The sequence below is a fragment of the Streptomyces sp. NPDC054783 genome (assembly GCF_053611725.1).
In genome coordinates, this window is sequence record NZ_JBSHAY010000048.1 from 26,145 (window position 1) to 51,530 (window position 25,386).

The following is a 25,386-nucleotide window of genomic DNA, read 5'->3' on the forward strand; positions in this document are numbered from 1 at the left end:
TCGGTGGCGTGATCTCGCCCTTGACTAGGAGCCGACGAGTCCCTTCCCGTCGCGGGCCAGCGCGGTGAGCCGGGATATCGCGCGGAAGTACTTCTTGCGGTAGCCGCCGTTCAGCATCTCCTCGCTGAACAGCTTGTCGAACGGCAGCCCCGAGGCCAGTACCGGGACCTCGCGGTCGTAGAGCCGGTCCGCGAGCACCACGAGCCGCAGCGCCGTCGACTGGTCCGGCACCGGCCGCACATCGGTGAGGCACACCGCCGTCACCCCGTCCGTCAGCGCGCCGTACCGGCTCGGGTGGACCTTGGCCAGGTGCTCCAGCAGATGAGGGAAGTCGTCCAGCGAGGCGCCCTCGGTGGCGTAGGCGGCCTTCGTCACCTCTTCGTCGGTGAAGGGCTGCGGTGCCTCGGGCAGGCCGCGGTGGCGGAAGTCCTCGCCGTCGATGCGCAGGGCGCGGAAGTGGGCCGACAGGCCCTGGATCTCGCGCAGGAAGTCGGCGGCCGCGAACCGGCCCTCGCCCAGCTTGCCCGGCAGCGTGTTGGAGGTGGCGGCGAGCGCCACGCCCGCCTCGACCAGCTTGCCGAGCAGGGTCGACACGAGGACCGTGTCGCCCGGGTCGTCCAGCTCGAACTCGTCGATGCACAGTAGGCGGTGGCCGGAGAGGGTCTGCACGGTCTGCTGGAAGCCGAGGGCGCCGACCAGGTTCGTCAGCTCCACGAAGGTGCCGAACGCCTTGAGCGCCGGCTCGGCGGGGGTGGCGTGCCACAGGGAGGCGAGCAGGTGGGTCTTGCCGACGCCGTAGCCGCCGTCCAGATAGACCCCGCGCGGGCCGGCCGGGGTCTTCGGCGCCCTGGCCCTGCCGAAGCCGAAGAAGCCGCGCCTGCCGGCGCCGGAGGCGTGCGCCCCGCCGAGCCCGCCCGCGAAGCCCTCGAGCACCTGCACGGCCTCGCTCTGGCTGGGCTGGTTCGGGTCCGGTATGTACGTCGAGAAGCGGACCGAGTCGAAGCGTGGGGGCGGGACCATCTCGGCGACCAGCCGGTCCGCGGGGACATGCGGCTCGCGGGTGCACAGGGACTGGGGGCCCGCATCGGTCAGAGGGCTGGATCCGGGGGCGGTGATGGAGGACGACACGGTTATCCATGCTAAGCGCCGTGTCACACTGCACGACATGCGACGCCTGTTCCCTGTGACCGACGAAACAGCAGCCCAGGCCTCCGGCGGGACGGCCGAGAGAGAGGGGACGAGGGGGGTTGCCGGGGCGCTGGTGGCGCACGTGCCCGGCGGCGCCGGCGGCCACGTGGACCATGACGCCCACGTCGATCGCGAGTGGAGCCTCGGCGAGCTGGCCGCCGCCTACGCCTACCCGGAGCCGCCGGGCCCCCCGCGGCCGTGGCTGCGGGCCAACATGGTCTCCACGCTCGACGGCGCCGCCCAGCACGAGGGTCGTTCCCAGCCCGTCTCCAGCGCCGCCGACATGCGGATCTTCGGCACGCTGCGGGCGCTCGCGGACGTGGTCGTGGTGGGCGCGGAAACGGTGCGCCAGGAGGGGTACCGCCCCGCACGCGCGCGTGCGGAGTTCGCCGAGGCCCGGGAAGCCGCCGGACAGGGCCCGGCCCCGGCGATCGCGGTCGTCACTGCGAGCCTGGATCTGGACTTCTCGCTCCCGCTGTTCACCTCGCCCCTGGTGCCCACGCTGGTCCTGACCGGCTCCGGGGCCGCCCCCGACCGTGTCGCCGCCGCGGAGAAGGCCGGCGCCAAGGTGGTGATCGCCGGTGAGGGTGGCGGTGTCGACCCCGTGCGGGCGGTGCGGGCCCTGGCCGGCCTCGGCCACACCCGGCTGCTCACCGAAGGCGGTCCCCGGCTGCTCGGTCAGCTGGTCGCCGCCGAGGTGCTGGACGAGCTGTGCCTGACCCTGTCGCCCATGCTCACGGCGGGCGACGCCCAGCGCATCGCCGGAGGGCCGTCGGTCGCCGTGCCGCACCGGTTCGAGCTCGTGTCGCTTCTCGAGGACGCCGGATTTCTGTTCGGTCGTTACCGTCGGTCCTGAAAACAGCGGAATATACCGTTCCGTTTAGCTTCCGGAGGGCAGACTTAGTCCGGCACAATCCGTGCGATCACGGGGCAGGATGGTTTCCGCAGGGGCCTTGTCAGGGCCCACGGAGGAGAAGAGGCGTTTGGTGTTCACCAGCGTTCTGATGATCGAGAAGGCTTTGACGTCCGCCGACGTGGAGTTCGTCACCACCTTGCACGGAGACGAGCCGGTCGCTTTCCATGTGCTCCTCCAGCCGCGTGGCGACCAGGCGGACCGCCTGCTGCGGGCCATCGACGACATCGCGCTCGGCGAACTCGACGAGGCGGTCCGCGAACACGAGACGCCCGAGGGGGAGGACGCCAGGAGCGTCGGACAGCAGGCCCTGGACGTGTCGGTGCAGGCGCTGCGGGCCGCCGGGAGCCAGGCGGAGGGGCAGATGGTGGAGGACCATCCGCTGGACGCGCTGAAGTCCCTCGTCGCCGAGGTGAGCGCGGACGAGGTGATCGTCCTCACCGACCCCCACTACGTGGAGGAGTTCTTCCACCGGGACTGGGCCTCCCGGGCGCGGCACAGGGTGGGGGTGCCGGTGCTGAAGCTGTTCTCGCACAGCAAGGCGTAGCGCCGCCGCCCTTGCTGCTCCGCCGCACACCTGGCACTCCGCCGGCACTCCTGGTGCGCCTAGTGCTCCGCCCGGCTCCTCGCCTCCGCCTCGGCAATGGTCCGGGCCTCCGCCTCGGCCAGGGCGATGGCCACGCCGAAGGCCTGCGCGATGTGGCTCGCGGCCGACATCACGCGCGCCGTGCCGACCACGGGGGCGATCGCGACCAGGACGTCCTGGAGCTGTTCCACGGTCAGCTCCGCCTGGATCGCGGGATCGACGTGTGCGAGGTAGGACACCGGCGGTGCGTCCATCGCCACGAGCGCGGCGATGCGGGTCAGGATGAGCGTGCGCTGGTCCAGACCGCAGCGTTCGATGGAGTCGATGGTCATGGCGGCGAGTGTGTCGAGGACGGGAGCCTCTGATGCGGTGGCCATGTCCGGACCGCCTTCCTTGGCGTGTCGACTGCTTGCTCGGCCACCGTACGAGCCCGCCGCGCCTCCTCGCCTCACCCCTGCCGGGTGAAGGCAGGCCGCGGCCTCGGGTGGTGCGATACCGGCATGAGCGGGACCGGGGATCGGCCGGCGGCGTCGGCGCCGGAGAGCCGTCCGGGTGCGGACGGCCTCGAACGGGCCGTCGCCGTGGGTGTCACGCGCGTGGTCGTGGGCCTCGCCGACATGGCCGCGCAGGCGGTCGCCGTGGCGCGCCCGCGGGCGCTGCAACCACCGGGCGGGTCGGCGTCCCTGCCGGACGCCGTGCTCGGACTCGCTCTCGCGGTCCAGCGGCGATCGGTGTCCGCGGCCCTGGACACGGCGGACCGGGCCGGGAGCTGGGCGCGTGCCGCGACCCGGGCGTTCGTGCCGCCGGCCGTGCGGGGCACGGTGGTTCGCCGGATCCGCGACTGGGGTGTGCGGGGAGCCCTGGAACGGGCCCAGGCGCGGGAGGAGGCGCGCTCCGTCGCGCGGGCGCTCGTCCGGACCCTGACGGCGGCCGTGGTGGACGAGATCGACCTCGACGCCGTGGCCGACCGGCTGGACGTCGACCGCGTGGCGCGGCGCATCGACCTGGACGCCGTTCTCGGGCGCGTGGACGTGGGTGCGGTGGTGGACCGGGTGGATGTGGACCGCGTGGTCCGGCGCATGGATCTGGACGCGTTGCTGGCGCGCGTGGACCTCGATGCGGTCCTTGCCCGGGTCGACCTGGACTCGGTCCTGGACCGGGTCGACTGGGACGCCGTCCTTGCTCGTGTCGACGTGGACGCGCTCCTCGGCCGTGTCGACGTGGCGGCCCTCCTGAGCCGTGTCGACGTGGATGCCGTTCTCGGTCGCGTGGACGTGGGTGCGGTGGTGGACCGGGTGGATGTGGACCGCGTGGTCCGGCGCATGGATCTGGAGGCCCTGACGGCGCGCGTGGACCTCGACGGGGCTCTTGCCCGGGTCGACCTGGACTCGGTCCTGGACCGGATCGACCTGGACGCCGTCCTCGACCGCATCGACCTGGACGCGATGGTCGACCGGCTGGACGTCGACCGGGTGGTACGGCGGGTCGACGTCGACGCGGTGCTGGCCAGGGTGGATCTGGTGAGCTGGGCGGAGCGGGTGCTCGAAGAGGTGGACCTCGGGCGGATCGTCAGGGACACCGGCGGCAGCATCACGGCGGAGACGCTGGACGCGTTCCGTGAGCGGAACGCCCGTGCCGACGGGCTAGTGGACCGGATGACCGACCGGCTGCTGCATCGCGACGGGCCCGACGGGGCGGCCCCGCGGCCGGGCACGGGGAAGAAGGCGTCATGACCTCGGTGGCCCGCCCTCGGGGCCCGGTGGCCGTCCAGGGGCGGCCGGCCGGGATCGTCACGCGCCTGGTCGCGGCCGGCGTCGATCTGCTCGTCGTACTCGCGACGGTCGCGGCCCTGGATCTCGGCTACGCGGCACTGAGGTACCTCCTGCTCGGGCCGCCGTTCGTCCTGCCCGACCTGGGCCCGTGGGGGGCCCTGGGATACGGGGCCGCCGTCATGGCGGGCTATCTCGCGGTCAGCTGGGGCACGGCCGGGCGTACCGTCGGCGACCACGTGCTGGGCGTGCGGGTGACGAGCCGGTCGGGGGCCCTGCTCACTCCTGTCGCCGCGGTGCTGCGGGCCGTCCTGTACGTGATCTTCCCGCTCGGACTGCTCTGGGTGGCCGTCGGCCGGCGCCGGGACTCCGTGCAGGACCTCCTGGTCCGCAGTGTCGTGGTGTACGACTGGTACGGCCACGCCGGGGCCACCGTGGCCCGTCCGCACGCCTGAACCCGGGACCGGTGATGTCCGGGCCGTCCCCCGGTCCGCCCGGCCGGCCCAGGTGCGCGGTTCCACGCGGATGTGTGGAGACAGCGCGCGCAGGAAGTCCCGTGCCGGGAACATCGCGCCCGCGGAGGCGACACCGACCGTCGGGGTCCGCCCCGTCAGGATCCGGTGCACCGCCTCCACCACGAGCGGCGCCGTGCCGGCGTGGATGTCCCGCCCCCGGGCCACGGCACGCCGTTCCGCGCCGCCGGAGCGGACCACGACGTAGACGAGGAAGGTCTGCGCGGACCGCCCGCGTGGGGTCGGCCGGCACCGGGGCCGTGTGTCCGGGTCCGCCAGGCCCTCGCCGCCTCGGCGGACGTATGGCCGACGTATAGACGTATGGCCGACGTATAGGTGCACACCTCGGGGACCGGCAGATGACTCGGCACCGTGACGACATCGGCCATGCCGAATTCCCCGATGACCGGCCGGGGCCCCAGCGGCGCGGGAAACTCCCAGGTCAGCGTGGGCGCGTCGCCGTCCCGGTACTCCAGCCGGCGGATCCGCCGCGCCCAGAACTGCTGGAGGCCACCGACACCGGCATCGAGGCCATCGCGACGGCCACCGGCATGGGCACGGCCACGACACTGCGCCGCCACTTCCACCGCACGGTCGGCGTGGCCCCCCGGACACCTTCCGCCGCACCTTCCGCGCACGCACCCCGGAGCCGGGCGAGCCGCGGCCGGCATCGCGCCTCGCCCCTTGCACGGGGCCCGGCACCCGAGCGCATAGGCTAGGGCGCGCTCAGCCCGTACCGGAATCTTGGGGAGAACCACATGGCACCCGGCCTTCCTACCGCCATGGACCGACCGCACTTCATCGGCATCGGCGGCGCCGGGATGTCGGGCATCGCCAAGATCCTCGCGCAGCGCGGGGCGAAGGTCGCAGGCAGCGACGCCAAGGAGTCGGCGACCGCCGAGGCGCTGCGGGCGCTCGGCGTGAGCGTGCACATCGGGCACGCCGCCGAACACCTCGCCGACGACGCGAGCTGTGTGGTCGTGTCCTCGGCGATCCGCGAGGACAACCCCGAGCTGGCCCGCGCGGCCGAGCTGGGCATCCCCGTGGTGCACCGCTCCGACGCGCTCGCCGCGCTGATGGAGGGGCTGCGCCCGATCGCCGTGGCCGGCACCCACGGCAAGACGACGACCACCTCGATGCTGGCCGTCTCCCTCACCGAGCTGGGCCTGAAGCCGTCGTACGCCATCGGCGGCGACCTCGACGCGCCCGGCTCCAACGCGCTGCACGGCGAGGGCGACATCTTCGTCGCCGAGGCGGACGAAAGCGACCGCAGCTTCCACAAGTACGCGCCCGAGGTCGCCATCGTCCTCAACGTCGAACTCGACCACCACGCCAACTACGCCTCGATGGACGAGATCTACGAGTCCTTCGAGACCTTCGCCGGGAAGATCGTCCCGGGCGGCACGCTGGTGATCTCCGCCGACCACGAGGGCGCACGGGAGCTCACCCGGCGGCTCGCGGGTGCGGTGAGGACGGTGACGTACGGCGAGGCCGAGGACGCCGACGTACGGGTCCTGTCGATCGTCCCGCAGGGGCTGAAGAGCCAGGTCACCGCGGTCCTCGACGGGCAGGAGCTGACCTTCACGGTCTCCGTGCCCGGCCGCCACTACGCCCTCAACGCCGTCGCCGCGCTCACCGCCGGTGCCGCCCTCGGCATCCCGGCCACCGGCCTGGCGCCCGCGCTCGCCGCCTACACCGGCGTCAAGCGGCGTCTGCAGCTCAAGGGCGAGGCCGCCGGGGTGCAGGTCATCGACTCCTACGCCCACCACCCCACCGAGATGACCGCCGACCTTGAGGCCATGCGCGCCGCCGCCGGCGGCTCCCGGATCCTCGTCGTCTTCCAGCCGCACCTGTTCTCCCGCACCCAGGAGCTGGGCAAGGAGATGGGCCAGGCCCTCGCCCTCGCCGACGCCTCCGCGGTGCTCGACATCTACCCGGCCCGCGAGGACCCGATCCCGGGCGTGACCAGCGAGCTGATCATCGAGGCCGCGCGCGGCGCCGGCGCCGACGTCACGGCCGTGCACGACAAGGACGGGATCCCCTCGGTGATCGCGGGAATGGCGAAGCCCGGCGATCTCGTTCTCACCATGGGCGCGGGCGACGTGACGGACCTGGGCCCGCTGATCCTGGACCACCTGTCGCAGTAAAGGGGCTGAGGCTCATGTCGTACGACGTCGAGAAGCCGGACGAGCAGTGGCGCGCGGAGCTGAATCCGGCCGAGTACGCCGTGTTGCGCCAGGCCGCCACCGAGCCGGCCTTCACCGGTGAGTACACCGACACCAAGACCAGGGGCGTCTACTCCTGTCGCGCCTGCGGCGCCGAACTGTTCACCTCCGACACCAAGTTCGCGTCGCACTGCGGCTGGCCGTCCTTCTACGACCCGAAGGACACCGACGCGGTGGAACTGGTCGAGGATCGCTCCCACGGCATGGTCCGCACCGAGGTGCGCTGTGCCCGCTGCGGATCGCACCTCGGGCACGTCTTCGAGGGGGAGGGGTATTCGACCCCGACCGACCAGCGGTACTGCATCAACTCCATCTCCCTGCGGCTGGCGCCCACGGAGGACTGACCCGTCCTTGATCCCCGCTCCGATCGATCGACACTCCGAATCTGGCAAAACGCATCCTCGACAGGGCTCGTCCGGTCGAAGATGAACCCCGTCGGATACCGGAGCGGGGCTCATGTTTTGTGCTGGGGCCCGCCGAGGGCACTGGGACGGAAGAGGCTGGTGCCCGACTTGCTCCGGTTTGAGATTCTGTGAGGGTGTTGGGTGTGGCGCGCTGGATCCAGTCCCGTCGCAGGCCTGTGCCCGCCGACAGCGGTCGCCACCGCGGGGACGAAGGCGGGCACGACGCGACGGCGATATCCGCGCGGGCCGGTGATTCCGCGGGTGTGGGGGGCTCCGCTGATGTCGCGGGACCCGCTGATGCCGCGGCCCCTGCGGAGGCGGCGGGCCCTGCGGAGGCGGCGGGCTCTGCGGGGGCGGCGGGCTCTGCGGGGGCGGCGGGCTCTGCGGGGGCGGCGGGCTCTGCGGGGGCGGCGGGCTCTGCGGGGGCGGCGGGCCCCGCGGAGGCGGCGCAGACCGTGCCGGCCTCCGATGCCATGGCGGCCGGCGGCGAACCGCTGAGCCTGCTGCGGGACGCGCTGGCCGGGATAGGCACCACCCTCGACGAGGCCACGACCTGCGCCGAGCTGACCCGGATCGCCGTACGGCTGGCCGGCGGCACGGCCGCCGTGCTGCGCCTGACCGGCCAGACCCTCTCCGGATACGAGGCGATCACGGGGGACGCCGACGCGCTGCCCGACGCCCGGTGGGCCACCGCGGCGGCCCGCGAGGCCGGGATACCGGCGATCGACGCACCGCCGGAGCCCTGGCTGGAGTACGTGGGCGCCCCCCGCTCCCGGATCGCGCTGTGCACGCCGCTGACCAGCGGCGAGGACGGGTACGGCGTCCTGGTGTGGGCCCGCTCCGGGCAGCCGCTTCGCCGCGCGGAGGCCGAGCTGCTCAGCCTGCTCGCCGAGCGCGCCGCCTCCCACATCCGGCACGCCCGCGCCTACGCGAGCATCAACCGCACCGCAGGCGACCTGCAGCGCGCCCTGCTCGCCGAGCCCGGCCGCCCGCACCCCAACCTGGACGTCGCCATCCGCTATCTGCCGGCCGGCGGCGGCGTGCTGGTCGGCGGCGACTGGTGCGAGACCGTACGGCTGCACTTCGGGCGGACCCTGCTGGTCGTCGGCGACGTGATGGGCCACGGCCTGGAGGCCGCCGTCGACATGAGTGCCTACCGTTCCTCCCTGCGCTACATCGCCTCCGCCGACCTTCCCCCGCACCGGGTGCTGCGGCAGATGGACGAGATCGCCTCCCGAGAGGCGGACCTCAGGCCCGCCACCTGCCTGCTCGCCCGCGTCGACCCCGGCCGCCACCAGGTCACGCTGGCCAGCGCCGGGCATCTGCCGCCCGCGCGGATCACCTCCGGCGGTGAGGCCTCGTTGCTGAACGTCCCCGTGGGACCACCGCTCGGCACCGGACTCGGCGGCTACGAGTCGGCCACCCACCCGCTGGCCGAGGGGGAGACGCTGGTGCTGTTCACCGACGGGTTGGTGGAACGGCGCGGGGAGGACATCGACCAGTCCCTGGCCCGGCTGTCCGCCCTGCGGTTTCCCGGCGGCGACGGACTGGAGAACGTGCTGGACCTGATCCTCAGCCGGTTGGACGCGAGGCATGCGGAGGACGATGTCGCTGCGTTGGCCTGCCGGCCGCACCGCCGACAGGGGCCGTCGGCCGACGCGGTCTCGCCGTAGGGGGTGCGGTCGTGCGGCGACTTGCGGTCCGTTGTGGTTGCCCGCGCAGTTCCCCGCGCCCCTTCAGGGAGTTGCAGTCACCGGCAGTCGTAGTGTGAACGCCGTCAAGTCGGCCTCCCGGGCCAGGCGCAGTGCGCCGCCCGGGCCGGCCGAGAGGGTCACGGAGACCTTCGTGCCGGGCGGGGCGGCGACGCCGTCGCGCGCGGTGAGGAACACGACCGGCACCGTCGCCCCCGAGCGGCGCAGTCCATCCAGCACGCCGAAGCCGTCCACCTCGGGCAGCATCAGGTCCAGGACGACGGTGTCCGGCCCGAACTCGGCGGCCCGGGCCGGCGCCTCCTGCCCGGAGTACGCGGTGACCGCCTCCCAGCCCTCGTAGCGCGCGACCGTGACCACCAGGTCGGCGATCGGCGGGTCGTCGTCCACGACCAGCAGTCGTACTTTCTCCACCCGCCCATCCTCGTGCACCCGTCCGGCCCAGCCGGAGCTGCCGGCCCCCACCGGTCACATCGATACTCAAGTGAAAGTCGTCCGACAGGAAAACGGCAACAACCCCGGGCGAAGCTCGTCATCCAGGACCCGATCAAGGAGCCGCGTCCGTGACGACCCTCCAGACACGTCTCGAACCCCCCACGACCATCCGCCCCCGAGTCGTGGCCCGCACCGGCCTGTACACCCTGCTGGCCGTCAACGCGGCCGTTGTGGCCTGGTTCTTCGTCCAGGCCGGATTCGCCTCGAACACCCTCATCGTGCTGGGCCGCCTCGCCGGCCTGAGCGGCGCCCTCCTCATGGCCTTCCAGCTGCTGCTGGTGGCCCGGCTGCCCTGGCTGGACCACCGGATCGGCATGGACCGGCTGACCTCCTGGCACCGCCGCACCGGCTTCGGCATCCTGTGGACCCTGCTCACGCACGCGGTGTTCATCACCTTCGGCTACGCCCAGGCGTCCTCGATGGACCCGGTCAACCAACTCGTGAACCTCGCCGAGACCGTCGAGGGCGTGCTGCGCGCCGTCGTCGCGCTCGCCCTGATCGTCCTGGTCGGCGCCGTCTCGGCCCGCTGGGCACGCCGCCGACTCGCCTACGAGACCTGGCACTTCATCCACCTGTACACCTACGCCGCCGTGGTCCTCGCCTTCACCCACCAGGTCGCGGCCGGTACGACCTTCACCTCCTCGCCCGCCGCGAGGACGTACTGGTACTCGGTGTGGGGCACGGCCCTCGGCGCGGTCCTCGCGGGCCGGCTGGCGCTGCCGCTGTGGCGGAACCTGCGGCACCGGCTGCGGGTCTCGGCGGTCGTACCCGAGTCCGACGACGTCGTCTCCGTCTATGTCACCGGCCGCCACCTGGACCAACTGCCCGCCCGCGCCGGCCAGTTCTTCCTCTGGCGGTTCCTCACCCGGGACCGCTGGTGGCAGGCCAACCCGTTCTCCCTGTCCGCCGCCCCCGACGGCCGCACCCTGCGCCTCACCGCCAAGGCGGCCGGCGACGGCAGCGCCGCCCTGCGGCACCTCAAGCCCGGCACCCGCGTCTTCGCCGAGGGCCCCTACGGCGCCTTCACCACGCTGCACCGCACCCGACCGGAGTCCGTGCTGATCGCCGGCGGCGTCGGCGTGACACCCATCCGTGCGCTGCTGGAGGACCTTCAGGGCCACGCCGTGGTCATCTACCGGGTGGCCACCGACCGCGACGCCGTCCTCTACGACGAGCTGTGCGACCTCGCCCTCGCCAAGGGCGCCGAACTCCACCTGGTGACCGGCCCGATCGTCCCCGACCGGCTCGCCCCCGACGAACTGGCGCGGCTCGTCCCCGACATCGGGGCACGGGACGTCTTCCTGTGCGGGCCGCCCGGGATGATGACCGCCGTGCTGCGCAGCCTGGCCGAGCTGGGCGTGCCCAAACGGCAGATCCACTTCGAGCGCTTCAGCCTCGCGGGCTGAGAGAGGGCGTTTGACCGTGAAACGAGCCATTCCCGTCTTCGTCCTGACCGTCGCCGGACTGATGCCGGTCTGGCGCTACCACCCCTCGGCCGGGACCGTGGACACCGCACAGCCGGCGTCGACACCGCCCCCCGTGCCGTCCGCTGCCGCCTCCTCGCCTTCCGCGTCGTCCTCCGCGGCCTCCTCGAAGGTCGTCCCGGGCACCGCGGTCAGCACCACGAAGGGCGTCTTCCAGGTGGAGGTGACCTTCCGGGGCGACCGGATCGCCTCCGTGCGAATGCTCCAGGCGCCCCACCATCCGCAGACCCGGTGGGCCGTACCGGAGCTGATCGCGGAGACGCTCAAGGCGCAGAGCGCCCACATCGACACGGTGTCCGGGGCCACGATCACGAGCCAGGGATACCGGGAGTCGCTCCAGGCCGCGCTCGACGCCAAGGGCTCCTGACGTGCGCCGGGTCGAACACGTCATGGGGTTTCCGGTCTCGCTGCGGATCGACGACGAGGGCGACTTCGGCGCGGCCGCCGACGAGGTCTTCGCCTGGCTGCGCCAAGTCGACGCCCGCTTCAGCCCGTTCAAGTCCGGGAGCGAGGTGTCGCGGTACGGGCGCGGGGAGCTGGCGGAGGACGAGCCGAGCGCGGACCTGAGGGAGGTCCTCGGCCTGTGCGAGCGGTACCGGGCCGCCACCGGCGGTGCCTTCGACATGCGGCTGCCCGGCCGGGGCCTCGATCCCTGCGCGGTGGTCAAGGGCTGGTCGGTGCAGCGGGCGGCCGGGCTGCTGGCGGCGGCCGGGGCGCGACGGTTCTGCCTCAACGCCGGCGGGGACGTGGTGGTCTCCGGCGGGCCGTGGCGGGTGGGCATCCGGCATCCGGAACAGGCCGACCGGGTCTGTTCCGTGCTGGCCGTCACCGACGCGGCCGTGGCGACCTCCGGGCGGTACGAACGCGGTGACCACATCCTCGACGGCCGCACGGGACGCCCCGCCACGGGGCTGCTCAGCCTCACCGTGGTGGCCCCGACCCTGACGGAGGCGGACCCGACCGCGACGGCCGCCTTCGCACTGGGCACCGACGGTCCGGCCTGGGCCGCCGCGCGCCCCGGCTGCGAGGTGTTCGCGGTGGACACCGCACGGCGCGTGCTCCGCACGCCGGGACTGCCGGTCGCCTAGCCATTCACCCGCCAAAACGCTGAAACACTCGAGGTCTAGACTCTCCCCGCAACGGGCTGCGCAGCGACGACAGTGGCCGAAAGCGGGCGGAAATCCGCCAAACCCGAAGGGCATTCGGCGTTTTGATACGGATAGAGTCAGTCACGAAGCGGTATCCGGACGGCACGGTCGCGGTCGACCGGCTGTCGCTGGAGATACCGGACCGCGCGATCACCGTCCTCGTCGGGCCCTCGGGCTGCGGCAAGACGACGACTCTGCGGATGATCAACCGGATGGTGGAGCCCACCGAGGGCAGCATCCTCCTCGACGGCACGGACATCCGGCAGCAGCCGGTCAACACCCTGCGCCGTTCGATGGGTTACGTCATCCAGAACGCCGGACTCTTCCAGCACCGCACCATCCTCGACAACATCGCCACCGTGCCCCGGCTGCTCGGCTGGAGCAAGCAGAAGGCCCGCGCGAGAGCCGCCGAGCTGATGGAGCGGGTGGGGCTCGACGCCGCGCTCGCCAAGCGGTATCCGTACCAGCTCTCCGGCGGCCAGCAGCAGCGCGTCGGCGTGGCCCGGGCACTCGCCGCGGATCCGCCGGTCCTGCTGATGGACGAGCCGTTCTCCGCCGTCGACCCCGTGGTGCGCAAGGGACTCCAGGACGAACTGCTGCGCATCCAGGACGAGTTGGGCAAGACCATCGTCTTCGTCACGCACGACATCGACGAGGCGATCAAGCTCGGCACGATGGTCGCCGTGCTGCGCACCGGCGGGCGGCTCGCCCAGTTCGCCCCGCCCGCCGAACTGCTCAGCGCACCCGCCGACTCCTTCGTGGAGGACTTCCTCGGCGCCGACCGGGGCATTCGCCGGCTGTCCTTCTTCCCGTCCGCCGGCCTGGAACTGCAGACCGCGCCGATCGTGGCCATCGATGCCGACGCCGGCCTGCTCGCCTCCCGCGCCGACGCCCCCTACCTCCTGGTCACCGACCCCGACGGCAGGCCGCTCGGCTGGAGCGAGCCGGACCGGCTCACCGCCCAAGCCGTCGACCGGGCGCAACTCCTGGACCACGGGCGGCCGTTCATGCCCGGCAAGGACTCGCTGCGCACCGCGCTCGACGGCGCGGTGCTCTCACCGACCGGCTGGGCCGTCGCGGTGGACGACGAGGGACACGCCGTGGGCGTCGTCTCCCAGCAGACCATCGGCGAGGCCATCCGCGCGGCACACAGCCGGGCCGCGGACGGCACCCGGGCCGCGCGTGGCCGAACTGAGGATGGCGGCGACTCCGAGCCCGGCACCGAGGCCGAGCGTGGTCAGGCCGCGGACGGCGCCGAGGCCGAGCGCGGCCGGGTCGACGACGGCGGCGCAGTGCAGAGCCGGGCAGCGGGCGGCACCGAGGCCGCGCCGGGCCGGTCGGCGGACGGCACCGACGCTGCACAGGACCGCTCGGCGGACGGCGCCGAGGCCGAGCGCGGTCGGGCCGCGGACGGCGCCGAGGCCCAGCGTGGTCAGGCTGTGGACGGCTCCGACGCCGCGCAGGGTGGGCCCGCCGACGGTGTCGACCTCAAGGCCGCGCAATGAACGGCTTCTTCGACCTTCCGAGCGATCTTCAGCACAGCTATCTGGGGCTCGTCGGCCTGCATGTGCGGGAGGGCCTGCTGCCGGTGCTGGTCGCGCTGCTCGTCGCGCTGCCCGTGGCCCAGCTCTGCGTACGCTTCCGCTGGGTCTACCCGCCCGTCCTCGGCGTCACCACCGTGCTCTACTCCATCCCGTCGCTGGCGTTCTTCGTCGTGCTCATCGACTACTTCGGGCAGAGCGAGACCACGGTGATGATCCCGCTCGCGGTCTACAGCCTGGTGGTGCTCGTGCCCGGGATCGTGGACGGCGTCCGCTCGGTGCCGCAGGAGACCCTGGCCGCCGCGCAGTCCATGGGCTTCGGCCCCGTACGCCGTTACCTCCAGGTCCAGTTGCCCATCGCCGCACCCGCGATCATCGCGGGCCTCAGGGTCGCGGTCGTCTCCAGCTTCTCCCTGGTCAGCGTCGGCATGCTCATCGGCAACCAGGGCGCGCTCGGCAACATGCTCAACGACGCCACCACCTACCACCGGCCGGCCCTGGCCGTGAACTCGGTCCTGACGACGGCGCTGCTGGGCATCCTCGCCGACGCCCTGCTGGTCCTCCTCCGCCGTCTCCTCACCCCCTGGATGCCGAGGAAGGGTGCCACCCGGTGAACGTCCTGAACTTCGCACACGCCTTCTTCAGCGACAGCGCCCACTGGCACGGCTACGACGGCATCCCCACCCGGCTCGCCGAGCACGTCAAGTACTCGCTGGAAGCACTGCTGTTCGCCGCCCTGATCGGACTGCCCGTCGGCCTGGTCACCGGCCACTACGGCCGCGGCGGCAACGCCCTCGCCCTGATCGCCACGGCGGGCCGGGCGCTGCCCAGTTTCGGTCTGCTGGTCCTGATGTTCATCTGGATCGGGTTCGGTCTGCTGCCGGTGATGATCCCGCTGGTCGTGCTCGCCGTACCGCCGATCCTGGTCACCACCTACGAGGCGGTCCGCTCCGTCGACCCCTCGCCCGTGGACGCGGCCCGGGGCATGGGCATGCCCGAGGCACGGGTGCTGTTCCAGGTCGAGCTGCCGGTCGCGCTCCCCCTCATCCTGAGCGGGCTGCGCACGGCGGCCATCCAGATCGTCTCCACCGCCACCATCGCCGCCTACGTCAGCCTCGGCGGGCTCGGCCGCTACATCATCGACGGTCTCTACCAGAGGAACTACGAGAAGGTCGTCGGCGGCGCCACCCTGGTCGCCGGACTCGCCCTGACCACCCTCGTGGTGTTCTGGGCGGCCTCCCGGATCACCGTCTCGCCGGGGGTACGGCGGAGCAGCTGACGCCTTCCCCGCCGGTGCGGGCCGACAGGGCGCGGACAGTCGTACCGGCGGGCTGTGCCCACAAGTGTCCGCAGATCGAGGCCAATCGGTGATCTGCGGCCCTTGACTGACCGAGAACCGGCTGGATTGGATCGGCGGGTGACTTCCAACAACCGCATCAGCAGGTCCATCCGGAGGAACCGAGGCGCGGCGGTGGTCGCCCTCGCGGCGGCGACGGCTCTGCTGGCGGGCTGTTCCTCCAACGACGGAAAGTCCGGCGGCAACCCGCTGACGGACAGCAAGGCGAGCGGCGACACCGTGGTCGTCGGATCCAACAACTTCCCCGAGAGCACCCTGCTCGCCGACATCTACGGCGAGGCCCTCAAGGCCAAGGGGATCAAGGTCAGTTACAAGCCGAACATCGGCAGCCGGGAGACCACCTACGGGCTGATCAAGAACGGTGCCATCAAGGTGCTGCCCGAGTACAACGGCGCCCTGCTGGCCTACCTCGACCCGAAGGCCAAGCCCACGACGGCCGAGGCCACCACGACGGCCATCGAGGCCAAGCTGGACTCCAAGCTGACCCTGCTCAAGCCGGCGGCGGCGGAGTCCAAGGACTCCGTGACGCTCAACGCGGCCACCGCGAAGAAGTACCACCTCACCGGCAAGTCGACCATCGCCGACCTGAAGGGCATCGCGAAGGACCTGGTCATGGGCGCCTCGCCGGAGTTCCAGACCCGGCAGCAGGGCCTGGTGGGGCTGAAGTCGGTCTACGGTCTCGAGTTCAAGTCGTTCAAGGCGCTCGACGCGGGCGGCCCGCTCACCCAGGCCGCGCTGAACAAGAACGCCGTGCAGGCCGCGGACATCTTCACCACGGACTCGACCATCTCCAAGGAGAAGTTCGTCGTCCTGCAGGACCCGAAGAACCTCTTCGGGTTCGAGAACGTCCAGCCGCTCGTCCGCAAGGGCGCCCTGTCGCAGAAGGGCGTCGACGCGCTCGACGCGGTCTCGGCCAAGCTCGACACCGCGACCCTGCTGGACCTGGACACCCAGGTGCAGGTCCAGGGCAAGGACCCGCTGGACATGGCCAAGGCCTGGTTGCAGTCCGCCGGTATCGCCTGACGTTCCGTCTCCCTTCGACACGACCCTGCACTGCCGACGCGGGTGCTCCCGAGGACCGGGGGCACCCGCGTCGTGCTGTGGGATGTGCGATGTGGAATGTGCGGGATTTCTTCACGAACAGCGCGGCCGATGGAAGAAATCCGCATGCACACCGCTCCTGCTGGAGCCCCTCTCCCTCGCTCTCGCACGCTGGCCCGGGGCCGGTCCCGGTCTCCGCACCGAGCGCGAGAGGAACAGCTGAACACCCATGACCACAGCACACGTGGCTGTCGCCACTCCCTGCCGAAGGCGGTGGCCCGGCCTGGCCGCCCTGCTGCTCGGCGAGGCGATGAACCTGCTGGACTCGACCGTCGTACAGGTGGCCGCGCCCGCCGTCCACGCCGACCTGGGCGGGCCGGTCTCCGACGTCCAGTGGTTCGGCGCCGCCTACACCCTGCCGTTCGCGGTGCTGCTCATCACCGGCGGGCGGCTGGGGGACATCGCGGGCCGGCGCCGCATGTTCGTCCTCGGCGTCACGCTGTTCACGGCGGCGTCCGTGGCCTGCGCTCTGGCGCCGTCCCCGGGGCTGCTCATCGCCTTCCGGGCCGTGCAGGGCGCCGCGGCGGCGCTGATCATCCCGCAGACCATCGGGCTGATCAAAGCGATGTTCTCGGGCGAGGAGACGGCGAAGGCGCTGGGCAGCATCGGACCGGTGATGGGCCTCGCCGCCGTCTGCGGACCCGTCGTCGGCGGAGTGCTGACCCACGCCGACCTGTTCGGCTCGTCCTGGCGGTCCGTGTTCCTGGTGAACGTGCCGGTGGCCGCGCTGGTGCTGGCCCTCGCCCGCAACCTCCCGGAGAACCGCGCCCCGCGCCGCCCGGCCCTCGACCGGCCCGGCACCGCACTGGCCGCGCTCGGCACCGGGCTCCTGGTGTACCCGCTGATCGGCGGCAGCCTCCGCCAACTGCGCGCCGCCGACTGGCTGTTGCTCGGCACGGGACTGCTCGTACTCGCCGGCTTCGCCCGACACCAGCGGCGCACGGCACGTCCCCTGCTGGAGCCCAGCCTGTTCACCCACCGCGGCTTCCCGGCCGCTCTCGTGACCTCCACCGCCTTCTTCGCGGTGACCAACGGGCTGACCGTCGTGGTCGTCCTGCAGCTCCAACTCGACGCCGGAACAGGCGTGTTGGCGTCGGGACTGAGCCTGCTGCCGTGGTCCGCCGGTCTCGCCCTCGCCTCCTGGTGGGCGGGCTCGCGGCTGGTACGGCGGCACGGGCGGCGGGTCATGCCGTACGGGCTCGGGCTGATGCTGGCCGGGCTGCTCGCCGCCGTGGCCGCGTACCGGTCGACCGCGCCGGGACACTACCCGGTCGCGCTGCTGCCGGCCCTCGCCCTCGTCGGCCTCGGCGCCGGCCTTTTCACGCCCGCCTTCTTCACCCTCGCCCTGCACCCCCTGCGTCCCCAGGAGGTCGGCTCGGCGGCCGGCCTGCTCAACGCGGTGCAGCAGCTGGGCGCCACGCTGGGAGTGGCGGTCCTCGGCAGCGCCTACCTGGCGGGAACGGGCCCGGCCGCACCCCAGGGCGCCTGCTGGGTGGCGGTGGGACTGCTGGGCGTGGCGTGGGCGGCGAGTGCGCGGGTCGGAACGGGGGAGGGAACTTAGACGCCGGTGGCTGAGTGCCCCAAGGGGCGCGGGGCTGTGCCGATATGCGGCTCCGCCGCCCGGGCGCGACCAGCCCCCACGCCCGCAGCCGCGTACGGCCTCAACCACCCCGCCGGGCGGGCGCCACCCGGTGCCCGGCCTTCAGCGCAGGACTCGCCGCTTTCAGTGTGCGCAGCACCGGGCTGGTCTCCAGCGTGTCGATCTCCCGCAGCGCGCCGAGCCGCCGGGTGAGGTAGCGGTGCAGGTCGGCCGGGTCGCGGCACAGCGCCTGGGCGACCAGGTTGGTGCGGCCGGTGGTCGCGGCCACGAAGGCGAGCTCGTCATGGCCGGCCAGGGCGACCGCGACCTGCTCCAGGTCCGCCGGCCGCACCGACAGCCACAGCAGGGCCCGGGTGCGGACGCCGAAGAGCCCGGCGTCCACCTCCACGTCGAAGAACAGGGCGCCCGACGCGCGCAGTTCGGCCACCCGCCGGGCCACGGTCGTGGGCGACCAGCCGGTCGCCCGGGCCAGCTCTCCCTGCCCGGCCCGCCCGTCCCGCTCCAGCGCTGCGAGCAACTCGGCGTCGTCCGGGCCAGGTTGCCGTACCCCCTCGGCGTTCTCCCGGTACTCCAGGGCCGCCTGCTGCCGATCGTCCAGGGCCTGGGCGCTGCGTCGCCAGTTGGCGGGGCCGCCCAGATAGGTGTGCAGCAGGCAGTGCGCGGAGACGGCCGTGATGCCGCCGGTGCGCGGAACGTCGTGCAGCAGGAGGGAGCCGGGGGAGGCGTCCACGGCCGGGGCGTGGATCACCGCGGTGATCTCGGTGCCCCCGGAAGTGAGCTTCACCCAGGACGTGTCCGGCCGCCGCACCAGCGCCCCGGCGATGTCCTGCGCCGAGCGTGCCGTCGCCGTCAGCCGGACCAGCCACTGGGCGCGGCCCGCCCGGTCCGGGTCGGCGAGGCCCACCACGCGCAGCCCCGCCTCGGTGCGCAGCCGGCGGTAGCGGCGGGCCACGGTCTGCGCCGAGACCCCGAGGACCTCGGCGATCCTGCTGAACGGCGCCCGGCCGTCCAGGTGCAGGGCGTGGATGAGGGCACGGTCGAGGTCGTCGAGCATGCCCCCATCCTCGCGCGGCCCGACGGGCTCGGAGTGCCTGCCCGCCTACACTTGATTCCCGCACACGGACGGCACAGACGGCACAGACGGACCGCAGGACGACGCGGAGGGAAGGCGACAGTGGCGACAGGGCCCGGCACCGGCTACCAGGACCCCTCCGCCGAGGTGCTCACCGAGGCGGCCGCCGCCTTCGGACTGCTCGCCTCGCCCGCCCGGCTGCACATCGTGTGGGCGCTGATCCAGGGGGAGAGCGACGTCACCGGGCTCGCCGGGCGGGTCGGCGGCGCGCTGCCCGCCGTCAGCCAGCACCTGACCAAGCTGAAGCTCGCCGGGCTGGTCCGCTCCCGGCGCGAGGGCCGCCGCCAGGTGTACTTCGTGGACGCCGCGGGACAGGCCGCCGTCGTCGACGTCGTACGTCTCCTCGTCGGCCGGCTCGCGGAACGGGCCGCGGACGCACCGGCCCCGGCCCGCCGCCTTTATGGCCTCTGAGACCCCGACGGGCCCGGCGGGCGGACCCGCGACCGGTCGGGTGGGCGGACCGGCGACCGGCCCGGTGGGTGGCACGCCGCTCCAGGTGCTGCGGCACCTCGACACCGGCCCGCGCGGACTCACCGACGCCGAGGCCGCCGCCCGGCTCGCCACCCACGGCGAGAACGCGCCGCCCCGCCCGCGCACCCCCTCCGCGCTCCGGCGCTGTCTGCGGGGCCTGCGCGACCCGTTCACCACCGTCCTGCTCACCCTCGGCCTGGTCTCGGCGTTCGTCGCCTCCTGGGGCACCGCCACGGTGATCCTCGCCCTGGTCGCCGTCAGCTGTGCGCTGCGCGCGGCCGGTGAGCGCCGCGCCGACCGCTCGCTCGCCGCCCTGCGCGAACTCGTCGCCGGCACGGCCACCGTGCTGCGCCGCACCGACGACACCGCCGCTCCGCGCACCCGCGAGGTCCCGGTGGCCGAACTGGTCCCCGGCGACGTCGTACGGCTCGGCCCGGGCGACCTCGTGCCCGCCGACGTACGACTGCTGCGCGCCCGCGGGCTGACGGTGTCCGAGTCCGCGCTCACCGGCGAGTCCGCGCCCGTGGCCAAGGCCGCCGCCGATCCGCCGGAGCCGTCCGCCGAATCCGCCCTGTGCTTCCAGGGCAGCGCGGTCGTGGCGGGCAGCGCCACCGCGGTCGTCGTGGCCACCGGGGCCGACACCCGGTTCGCCGCCGCGCAGCGCACGCCGGAGCCGCGCGAACCCAGCGCCTTCGACCGGTCCGTGCACGGCATCGCCTGGGTGCTGGTCCGGTTCATGCTGCTCACCCCGCCGCTGGTGCTCATGGCCGGCGCGGCGCTGCGCGGCCAGGCGCTGCAGACGCTGCCGTTCGCCGTGTCCGTGGCCGTCGGGCTCACCCCGGAGATGCTCCCGGTGATCGTCACCACCTGCCTGGCCCGGAGCGCCGCGCTGCTGGCCCGCACCCGCCGGGTCGTCGTACGGCGGCTGCCCGCACTGCACGACCTCGGCGCGATCGACGTGCTGTGCGTGGACAAGACCGGCACCCTCACCCAGGACCGGCCGGTCGCCGCACGCTCCCTCGGACCGGACGGCCGGGACGATCCGGAGGTGCTGCGCTGGGCGGCCGTAGGCGCCTGGTGGACCCTGCAGCTCGCCGAACTGCCCGCCCCCGACGCCCTCGACGAGGCGCTGCTCGACGTCGCGGGAGCCGTGGGAGAGGAGTACGACGGGCTTGCCGCGCTGCCCGTCGCGCCCGGCCGGCGCCTCGCGACCGCCGTCGTCGCCGGCCGGCTCGGCCACCACCTGCTGATCACCAAGGGGGCCGCCGAGGACGTCCTGGAGCGCTGCGACCTGCCGGACGCCGAGCGGCAGCGACTGCTGGCGCTCGCGGCACGCGAGGCGGAGACCGGGCAGCGGGTACTGGCCGTCGCCACCGCGGAACGGCCCGCCCGCACCCGCCCGTACACCCCCGCCGACGAACGCGGGCTCACCTTCCGCGGCCTGGTCACCTTCCACGACGAACTCGCCCCCGGCGCCGCCGAGTCCCTGCGCAGCCTCGCCGCCCTCGGCATCCAGGTCCACGTCCTCACCGGCGACCACCCCGCGACCGCGGCCCGGGTCTGCCGGGAGGCGGGGCTGGAGCCCGGGGAGGTGCGGACTGCCGGGGGCGGGAGCCCGGATGTGGCCCACGGGACCACCACGGTCGTCGCCCGATGCACCCCCGAGGACAAGGCCCGTGTCGTCGCCGGGCTGCGCGCCGCCGGGCACACCGTCGGATTCCTCGGGGACGGCGTCAACGACGTGGCCGCGCTGCTCGCCGCCGACGTCGGGATCGCGCCGCGCGGGGCCGTCGCGGTGGCCCGGGAGAGCGCGGACGTCGTGCTGGCCGAGAAGGACCTCACCGCGATCGGACACGCCGTCACCGCCGGCCGGATCGGCAGCGCCAACATCGCCGCCTATCTGCGGGTGACCCTCTCCTCCAACCTCGGCAACGTCCTCGCCATGCTCGCAGCCGGACTGCTGCTGCCCTTCCTGCCGATGCTCCCCGTGCAGGTGCTCGCGCAGAACCTGTGCTTCGACGCCGCCCAGCTCGCCTTCGCCCACGACCGCCCGGCCTTGAGCGAGCTGCGCCGGCCGACCGTGCTGCGGCCGCCGGCCTTCCTGCGGTTCATCACCGGCTTCGGCGTGCTCAACGCCTTCGCCGACCTCGCCACCTTCGAGGTTCTCGCGCTCGCCCTGAACGGCCCGGACGCCCTGGACGACGAGGCCGTCTTCCACTCCGCCTGGTTCACCGAGAACCTGCTCACCCAGGCGCTGGTCATGCTGCTCCTGCGCGACGGCAGGCGCCTGACGCGCGGCGGCCGTCCGGGACCGGTCGGCCGGGCCGCCGTCTTCCTCGCCGCCGTCGGACTCGCCGTACCGCCCAGCCCGCTCGGCGCCGCGCTCGGCATGACCGCGCTGCCCGCTCCGTACCACCTGTTGCTCGCCGCCGTCCTCGGGCTGTACGCCCTCGCCCTCATCGTGGTGACGGCCCGCCACGCGCGGTGCCGGCCCCGGCCCGCAGATTGCACAGTTGCGCAAAACAGCAAGCTTTCCCGGAAACAGCAAGCATTCCCAGCAGGGGGACGGTCGTGCTCCGCAACGGACTCGAGCCCTGGCACCTGTTGATCGTCGCCATCGTCTTCATCGTGCTGTTCGGCTCCCGGAAGCTCCCGGACACCGCGCGGGCGCCGGGCAAGTCCATGCGCATCCTCAAGAGCGAGGCGAAGGCGATGAAGGACGACACCGGCGCGGCGGGCGCCGCCGGCACACTGGTCGTGGAGCCGTCGCAGGTCATGCCCGCGAGTGACGTCCGCGCGTCGACGGCGGAGCGTACGGCCGCGGAGGCGCCGAGGCCCACCGATGCCCCGGCGAGCGCCGGCTGAGTCCCGGCGCCTGATCGGTCAAGCGGCGGACACGGCCCTCGGCTTGCCTCGCCCTCGGCTTGCCTCGCCCTCGGATGGCGCGTCCGAACGCGGCAAGCCGGCCGCTGTGTCCGCCGTACCGGAGACCTGCGTGCGCCGTACCGGACAGCTGTGTCCGGTGCACCGGGGCGTCGGGCCGTCAGGCGGTCAGGCCCTCCGCGCCCTCCGGGCCCGTGGTCCCCTCGGCCCCTGCGCGTGCCGCCGCCCTCGCCTGCCTGCGGCGCTCGCGGCGGCCGACCCGCGGCTCCTGGTCGGGGAGCCAGCCGAAGGCGAGGCAACTGCCGGTCACGCCCAGCAGGAGGCCGATGAAGAAGCCGCCCAGGTTGGACGTGACCCAGGTGCCCAGGGAGAGCAGGACGCCGGTGATGGAGTAGAAGAGCCGCTGCGCCGGGTTGAAGAGGATCAGCAGGCCCAGCAGTGCCATCAGGCCCGGCAGCAGATAGCCGGCCACCCCCTGCGTGCCGATGTGCATCACGACCTTGAGCGAGGCCTTCTCGGTGAGCAGGACCTCGCCGCCGGCCAGCGCGAGCAGCAGCCCGCCCCAGAACGGCCGCCGGGCCCGCCAGCCACGGAAGGCGGCCCGCGCTCCCCGGCGTGGACGGTCGGCCACCGAGATCAGCAACCCGAGTCGCTGAAGCGGAGCTTGAGACCGGGAAGCTTGAACACACCGGCCGTGGTCGCGTAGTTGGTCTGCCGCAGGTTGGCGATGTGCACGGTGTCGGCCTGCTGGCTGAACACACCGATCGGGCCCTTCACGCCCGCCTTGGTCAGCGTGCTGGCGTCGTTGCCGATCTCGATGTTGTTGAACTCGGCGTTGCCGGACAGCTCAGCGGAGTCCGTGGTCAGAGCGCTCGCCTGCACCTTGTCCGCGCCGCCGCCCGCCGTGATCATCAGGTTGGTGCCGCCGAGGTCGACGCTCTGGCACAGATGGTCGAGCGTGGCGTTCTTGATGGCGGAGGTCACCACGAGCTCCTGGCCCCCGGTGTCCCCGGCGTTCGGGCTGCCGTCCGCCATGTTGTCGAGGGCGCCGAACTGCTCGAAACCGGTTCCGTTCAGTTCCGTCGCGGTGACCGCGAACGGCATGCCGGAGATCGCGAACTGCACACCCAGCGCCCCCTGGGCGGTCAGCACCGCGAGACCGGCGGCGACGAGGGTGGCGGGTACGGCCATCACCGCGGCCCGGCGCGCCCGGACGCGGCCCCGCCTCTCGCCGGCGGCGACCTTGGCCGCGAGCGGCGCTTCGGAGGATCCGGAGGTCTCGGAGGGTGAACCGTTTCCCGGGTTCTCGGGGGTGTTGCCGACGGACGGGACGTCCGGGGACGAGGCCATGTCTGCTCCCATGGGCATGGATCAATGCGGGTTGGGCTTCAGCGGCGCGGTGTCCTGGCGCGGACAGCGACTGTCGCGTACGCCTCCTCGCATCCCGGCGGAGCAAGGGCTTTCTCGTTACGCGGCAGTAGCCTGCGAGGAAGTTACCGCCGGTTACTTCGGGGGGTCAAGGTGGATGTGAAAAAAGGGTGTCGGATGTGCCCGAGCTGCGATCGCATGCCGCAACTCCCTTTGCATCACTTGACGTTGACGGCTGATCAGGTCTACAACTTCCCCTGTTTTCACGGATCCGTGGCGCCGGGTCCGCCGAGCGGCACCGGATGCGTTTCCCGGTCTCTCACGCCGACCGCTCACCACGCCGACAGAAACCGCTCACACCGCCGCGGCCCCGCACGGCCCCTCCCCCGGCCGTGCCCGGCCGCCCCCTGCCGGCCCGGCCGAAGGCCTTCCCCCGGGTCTTCGGCCGGTGCCCGGACCGCCGCCGTCGCCGGACCGTCGCGTACGGAGAAGGCGCACGGCCCTGCGCCGGCGGCACCGCGCGCACCACCGCACCACGCCGCTACGGCATCACTCGCCATCCGCGCGCCGGCCCGCCATCTGCCCGCCATCTGCCCCCCATCTGCCACCCCCCCCATCTGGCCCCACCCCACCTCACCCGGACCCCACCCAGGAAAGAGGCACCCGCATGCGTACGCGATCCCTTCTCGCCCTCGCCGGCACCGCCACCGCGCTCACCCTCGCCGTGGCCGCGCCGGCCTCGGCCGACGGCAGCGCCGTCCTCACCACCGGAGGCGCGGGCGGCACCGCCGTCGCGACCGGCGACACCCTCACCGCGCCGCTGGCCTCCGGCACGTCCGCCACGCTCTACTCCAGCGCGACCGGCACCAGCGGCGTGACCTGCACGTCCTCCCAGTTCACCGCCGCGGTCACCGGCAACCCGACCGCCCCCGGCACGGCCACCGAGTCCGTCACCGGGCACACCTTCGACAGCAGCTCCTGCACCAGCAACGTCACCGGCGTCCTCGGGGTCGGCAGCATCACCGTCGGCAACCTGCCCTACACGGCGACGGTCGCCTCCGACGGCACCCTCACCGTCTCGGCGGCGAGCGGCTCCACCATCCAGACCACGGTCAAGCTGCGCACCCTGCTGGGCTCGATCACCTGCGTCTACCAGGCGCCCTCCCTGACCGGGAAGGCCGACAACGCCGACAACAGCATCAGCTTCACCAACCAGCAGTTCACCAAGACCTCCGGTTCGTCGCTGTGCTTCGCCAGCGGTTACTTCACCGCCAAGTACGCGCCCGTGACGGACGGCGGCGCACCGGTCTACGTCAACTGAGCGTCAAATACCGAGCAGAACCGTCGAGTTCAGCGTCGTCGTAGACGCGCTGTGAGGGCGGCGCCCCCGGTGAGCACCAGCACCGCGGCGGCGCCGCCCGCCAGCACGGGCGCCGAGGGGCCCGTGTCCCGGGCGGCCTGCCCGCTCACGACGGATGCCGGACCTGCCGACACGGCAGG

General features: G+C 73.0%; 23 protein-coding genes and 4 pseudogenes. 20 read left to right on the plus strand and 7 right to left on the minus strand.

What is annotated here, in order from left to right:
* Positions 1–24 precede the first annotated feature (24 nt).
* The gene (gene zapE / locus ACWGJ5_RS42425; protein WP_453314956.1) at positions 25–1,128 is read right to left on the minus strand and encodes a cell division protein ZapE; all 1,104 of its coding nucleotides are present in this window, start codon (positions 1,126–1,128) and stop codon (positions 25–27) included.
* 37 nt (positions 1,129–1,165) lie between these two features.
* On the opposite strand from zapE, the gene ACWGJ5_RS42430 reads away from it, so the two are divergent.
* Together ACWGJ5_RS42430 and ACWGJ5_RS42435 are read left to right on the plus strand one after the other, a co-directional pair.
* The gene (locus tag ACWGJ5_RS42430; RefSeq protein WP_453314957.1) at positions 1,166–2,044 is read left to right on the plus strand and encodes a pyrimidine reductase family protein; all 879 of its coding nucleotides are present in this window, start codon (positions 1,166–1,168) and stop codon (positions 2,042–2,044) included.
* Positions 2,045–2,174: 130 nt separating this feature from the next.
* Positions 2,175–2,648 (plus strand): indole-3-glycerol phosphate synthase, encoded by a 474-nt coding sequence (locus ACWGJ5_RS42435; RefSeq protein WP_453314958.1) that lies wholly within the window; start codon positions 2,175–2,177, stop codon positions 2,646–2,648.
* A 59-nt stretch (positions 2,649–2,707) separates the two neighbouring features.
* Here ACWGJ5_RS42435 and ACWGJ5_RS42440 read toward each other — a convergent pair whose 3' ends face one another.
* Positions 2,708–3,064: a carboxymuconolactone decarboxylase family protein gene (locus tag ACWGJ5_RS42440; RefSeq protein ID WP_453314959.1), complete on the minus strand. Its 357-nt coding sequence runs from the start codon at positions 3,062–3,064 to the stop codon at positions 2,708–2,710.
* Between the two features lie 123 nt (positions 3,065–3,187).
* Here ACWGJ5_RS42440 and ACWGJ5_RS42445 point away from each other — a divergent pair, with 123 nt between their 5' ends.
* Positions 3,188–4,420, plus strand: a complete 1,233-nt coding sequence (locus ACWGJ5_RS42445) for a hypothetical protein (protein ID WP_453314960.1) — start codon at positions 3,188–3,190, stop codon at positions 4,418–4,420.
* Complete coding sequence (locus tag ACWGJ5_RS42450) at positions 4,417–4,911, plus strand: RDD family protein (protein ID WP_453314961.1); 495 nt, start codon at positions 4,417–4,419, stop codon at positions 4,909–4,911. The genes ACWGJ5_RS42445 and ACWGJ5_RS42450 overlap by 4 nt, the downstream gene beginning before the upstream one ends.
* A gap of 60 nt (positions 4,912–4,971) precedes the next feature.
* On the opposite strand, the pseudogene ACWGJ5_RS42455 reads toward ACWGJ5_RS42450, so the two are convergent.
* A pseudogene (locus ACWGJ5_RS42455) lies at positions 4,972–5,459 on the minus strand (saccharopine dehydrogenase); the annotation flags it as partial.
* 6 nt (positions 5,460–5,465) lie between these two features.
* Here ACWGJ5_RS42455 and ACWGJ5_RS42460 point away from each other — a divergent pair.
* From ACWGJ5_RS42460 to ACWGJ5_RS42475, 4 genes and pseudogenes are all read left to right on the plus strand, one after another.
* Positions 5,466–5,623, plus strand: a pseudogene (locus ACWGJ5_RS42460) (AraC family transcriptional regulator); the annotation flags it as partial.
* A 103-nt stretch (positions 5,624–5,726) separates the two neighbouring features.
* Positions 5,727–7,115 carry a UDP-N-acetylmuramate--L-alanine ligase gene (gene murC / locus ACWGJ5_RS42465; protein ID WP_453314962.1) on the plus strand — a complete coding sequence of 463 codons (1,389 nt, stop codon included), beginning with the start codon at positions 5,727–5,729 and terminating at the stop codon, positions 7,113–7,115.
* 14 nt (positions 7,116–7,129) lie between these two features.
* The gene (msrB, locus tag ACWGJ5_RS42470) at positions 7,130–7,537 is read left to right on the plus strand and encodes a peptide-methionine (R)-S-oxide reductase MsrB (RefSeq protein ID WP_453314963.1); all 408 of its coding nucleotides are present in this window, start codon (positions 7,130–7,132) and stop codon (positions 7,535–7,537) included.
* Positions 7,538–8,052: 515 nt separating this feature from the next.
* Complete coding sequence (locus ACWGJ5_RS42475; RefSeq protein WP_453314964.1) at positions 8,053–9,270, plus strand: PP2C family protein-serine/threonine phosphatase; 1,218 nt, start codon at positions 8,053–8,055, stop codon at positions 9,268–9,270.
* 186 nt (positions 9,271–9,456) lie between these two features.
* Here the strand turns inward: ACWGJ5_RS42475 and ACWGJ5_RS42480 are convergent.
* Positions 9,457–9,720, minus strand: a pseudogene (locus ACWGJ5_RS42480) (response regulator); the annotation flags it as partial.
* A gap of 149 nt (positions 9,721–9,869) precedes the next feature.
* Between ACWGJ5_RS42480 and ACWGJ5_RS42485 the strand changes: the two are divergent.
* From ACWGJ5_RS42485 to ACWGJ5_RS42520, 8 genes and pseudogenes are all read left to right on the plus strand, one after another.
* Positions 9,870–11,207: a ferredoxin reductase family protein gene (locus ACWGJ5_RS42485; protein WP_453314965.1), complete on the plus strand. Its 1,338-nt coding sequence runs from the start codon at positions 9,870–9,872 to the stop codon at positions 11,205–11,207.
* A gap of 16 nt (positions 11,208–11,223) precedes the next feature.
* Positions 11,224–11,652, plus strand: a complete 429-nt coding sequence (locus ACWGJ5_RS42490) for an FMN-binding protein (protein ID WP_453314966.1) — start codon at positions 11,224–11,226, stop codon at positions 11,650–11,652.
* Between the two features lies 1 nt (position 11,653).
* Positions 11,654–12,373 carry an FAD:protein FMN transferase gene (locus ACWGJ5_RS42495; protein ID WP_453314967.1) on the plus strand — a complete coding sequence of 240 codons (720 nt, stop codon included), beginning with the start codon at positions 11,654–11,656 and terminating at the stop codon, positions 12,371–12,373.
* A 122-nt stretch (positions 12,374–12,495) separates the two neighbouring features.
* Positions 12,496–13,623 (plus strand): annotated as a pseudogene (locus ACWGJ5_RS42500) (ABC transporter ATP-binding protein); the annotation flags it as partial.
* Positions 13,624–13,934: 311 nt separating this feature from the next.
* Positions 13,935–14,588, plus strand: a complete 654-nt coding sequence (locus ACWGJ5_RS42505; protein WP_453314968.1) for an ABC transporter permease — start codon at positions 13,935–13,937, stop codon at positions 14,586–14,588.
* Complete coding sequence (locus ACWGJ5_RS42510; RefSeq protein ID WP_453314969.1) at positions 14,585–15,253, plus strand: ABC transporter permease; 669 nt, start codon at positions 14,585–14,587, stop codon at positions 15,251–15,253. Before ACWGJ5_RS42505 ends, ACWGJ5_RS42510 begins: the two co-directional genes overlap by 4 nt.
* A gap of 138 nt (positions 15,254–15,391) precedes the next feature.
* A complete protein-coding gene (locus ACWGJ5_RS42515) occupies positions 15,392–16,354 on the plus strand; it encodes an ABC transporter substrate-binding protein (RefSeq protein ID WP_453314970.1) in 963 nt (320 codons plus the stop codon).
* A 247-nt stretch (positions 16,355–16,601) separates the two neighbouring features.
* Complete coding sequence (locus ACWGJ5_RS42520; protein WP_453314971.1) at positions 16,602–17,993, plus strand: MFS transporter; 1,392 nt, start codon at positions 16,602–16,604, stop codon at positions 17,991–17,993.
* Between the two features lie 100 nt (positions 17,994–18,093).
* Here the strand turns inward: ACWGJ5_RS42520 and ACWGJ5_RS42525 are convergent, their stop codons facing one another.
* The gene (locus tag ACWGJ5_RS42525) at positions 18,094–19,086 is read right to left on the minus strand and encodes an Lrp/AsnC family transcriptional regulator (protein ID WP_453314972.1); all 993 of its coding nucleotides are present in this window, start codon (positions 19,084–19,086) and stop codon (positions 18,094–18,096) included.
* A gap of 120 nt (positions 19,087–19,206) precedes the next feature.
* On the opposite strand from ACWGJ5_RS42525, the gene ACWGJ5_RS42530 reads away from it, so the two are divergent.
* From ACWGJ5_RS42530 to tatA, 3 genes are read left to right on the plus strand one after another with little or no spacing between them, the layout of a single operon-like run.
* A complete protein-coding gene (locus ACWGJ5_RS42530) occupies positions 19,207–19,575 on the plus strand; it encodes an ArsR/SmtB family transcription factor (RefSeq protein ID WP_453314973.1) in 369 nt (122 codons plus the stop codon).
* Complete coding sequence (locus tag ACWGJ5_RS42535; RefSeq protein ID WP_453314974.1) at positions 19,565–22,243, plus strand: cation-translocating P-type ATPase; 2,679 nt, start codon at positions 19,565–19,567, stop codon at positions 22,241–22,243. Before ACWGJ5_RS42530 ends, ACWGJ5_RS42535 begins: the two co-directional genes overlap by 11 nt.
* Positions 22,207–22,500, plus strand: a complete 294-nt coding sequence (gene tatA / locus ACWGJ5_RS42540) for a Sec-independent protein translocase subunit TatA (RefSeq protein ID WP_453314975.1) — start codon at positions 22,207–22,209, stop codon at positions 22,498–22,500. The genes ACWGJ5_RS42535 and tatA overlap by 37 nt, the downstream gene beginning before the upstream one ends.
* A gap of 178 nt (positions 22,501–22,678) precedes the next feature.
* Here the strand turns inward: tatA and ACWGJ5_RS42545 are convergent, their stop codons facing one another.
* Positions 22,679–23,149, minus strand: coding sequence for a DUF6114 domain-containing protein (locus ACWGJ5_RS42545; RefSeq protein ID WP_453314976.1), 471 nt, complete (start codon positions 23,147–23,149; stop codon positions 22,679–22,681).
* Positions 23,150–23,154: 5 nt separating this feature from the next.
* A complete protein-coding gene (locus tag ACWGJ5_RS42550; protein WP_453314977.1) occupies positions 23,155–23,868 on the minus strand; it encodes a DUF6230 family protein in 714 nt (237 codons plus the stop codon).
* A gap of 685 nt (positions 23,869–24,553) precedes the next feature.
* Here ACWGJ5_RS42550 and ACWGJ5_RS42555 point away from each other — a divergent pair.
* A complete protein-coding gene (locus ACWGJ5_RS42555; protein ID WP_453314978.1) occupies positions 24,554–25,207 on the plus strand; it encodes a Tat pathway signal sequence domain protein in 654 nt (217 codons plus the stop codon).
* Positions 25,208–25,386 lie beyond the last annotated feature (179 nt).

Coding starts and splice junctions, on each gene's coding strand:
- ACWGJ5_RS42430 (WP_453314957.1), top strand. CDS start 1,166: ATGCGACGCCTGTTCCCTGTGACCGACGAAACAGCAGCCCAGGCCTCC.
- ACWGJ5_RS42440 (WP_453314959.1), bottom strand. CDS start 3,064: ATGGCCACCGCATCAGAGGCTCCCGTCCTCGACACACTCGCCGCCATG.
- ACWGJ5_RS42445 (WP_453314960.1), top strand. CDS start 3,188: ATGAGCGGGACCGGGGATCGGCCGGCGGCGTCGGCGCCGGAGAGCCGT.
- ACWGJ5_RS42450 (WP_453314961.1), top strand. CDS start 4,417: ATGACCTCGGTGGCCCGCCCTCGGGGCCCGGTGGCCGTCCAGGGGCGG.
- murC (WP_453314962.1), top strand. CDS start 5,727: ATGGCACCCGGCCTTCCTACCGCCATGGACCGACCGCACTTCATCGGC.
- msrB (WP_453314963.1), top strand. CDS start 7,130: ATGTCGTACGACGTCGAGAAGCCGGACGAGCAGTGGCGCGCGGAGCTG.
- ACWGJ5_RS42505 (WP_453314968.1), top strand. CDS start 13,935: ATGAACGGCTTCTTCGACCTTCCGAGCGATCTTCAGCACAGCTATCTG.
- ACWGJ5_RS42520 (WP_453314971.1), top strand. CDS start 16,602: ATGACCACAGCACACGTGGCTGTCGCCACTCCCTGCCGAAGGCGGTGG.
- ACWGJ5_RS42525 (WP_453314972.1), bottom strand. CDS start 19,086: ATGCTCGACGACCTCGACCGTGCCCTCATCCACGCCCTGCACCTGGAC.
- ACWGJ5_RS42535 (WP_453314974.1), top strand. CDS start 19,565: ATGGCCTCTGAGACCCCGACGGGCCCGGCGGGCGGACCCGCGACCGGT.
- ACWGJ5_RS42550 (WP_453314977.1), bottom strand. CDS start 23,868: ATGGCCTCGTCCCCGGACGTCCCGTCCGTCGGCAACACCCCCGAGAAC.
- ACWGJ5_RS42555 (WP_453314978.1), top strand. CDS start 24,554: ATGCGTACGCGATCCCTTCTCGCCCTCGCCGGCACCGCCACCGCGCTC.